Origin of the sequence: Subtercola sp. Z020 (genome assembly GCF_002931235.1) — a bacterium.
In the GTDB taxonomy this organism is placed as follows: Bacteria; Actinomycetota; Actinomycetes; order Actinomycetales; family Microbacteriaceae; genus Subtercola.
On sequence record NZ_PSTT01000160.1, the window covers coordinates 1 to 770 of the forward strand.

Here is a 770-nt window from a genome sequence, read left to right on the forward strand (position 1 = left end):
CTGGTTCGCCGGGACGTTGTCGGGGTCGTCGATGCGCAGCCCGTTCGGCTCGTTCACCGTGGCGATCAGACTGGCGGCCTGGGCGAGGCTGAGGTTCGCGGCATCCACACCGAAGTAGTACTTCGATGCGCTCTGGATGCCGTAGGTCACGCCCCCGAAACTGGCGATGTTCAGGTAGCCGAGCAGGATCTGGCTCTTCGTGAACTGCTTCTCGAGGCCGATCGCGAGCTTCATCTCCTGGAGCTTCCGGTCGATCGAGGTCTCTGTGGCCTGCTCGTAGGCGAGCTGGCGCTCCGCAGGGTCGGTGATGGCCTCGGCGCGCTGCACGAGGATGTTCTTGACGTACTGCATCGAGATCGTCGAGGCACCCGATTCGACGCCACCGGATGCGGCGTTGCCGAGCGCGGCGCGGAACGTCGCGGCGAGGTCGACGCCACCGTGCACGTAGAAGCGCGGGTCTTCGGTCGAGATGACAGCGTCTTTCGCGAACTGCGAGATCTGCTCCCAGGGCACCTCCTCGCGGTCCTGCTCGAAGACGGAGGCCAGCAGCACGTTCGCGCCGGAGGCGTCGACCGCGTAGATGTTCGTCTTCTCGGCGAGCTTGTCGGGCTTGATGTACTCGGGCAGGTTCGCGAAGACGCCGAGCGTGCTGGTCGCGGTCACCCCGGTGAGCGCGACGACCGGCGTGACCATCGCGGTCACGAGCAGGCCGGCGACGGCGCTCAGCCCGACGAGGCCGACGGCGGCGCTCAGCTTGGTGCCGAGGGTTC

General features: G+C 66.9%; 1 protein-coding gene. It reads right to left on the minus strand.

Features of this window, described 5'->3' with window-relative positions; genetic code table 11:
- Nucleotides 1–770, minus strand: a 770-nt coding sequence (locus tag C5B96_RS16980; protein ID WP_199176711.1) for a biosynthetic peptidoglycan transglycosylase, incomplete at both ends; no start/stop codon positions are given.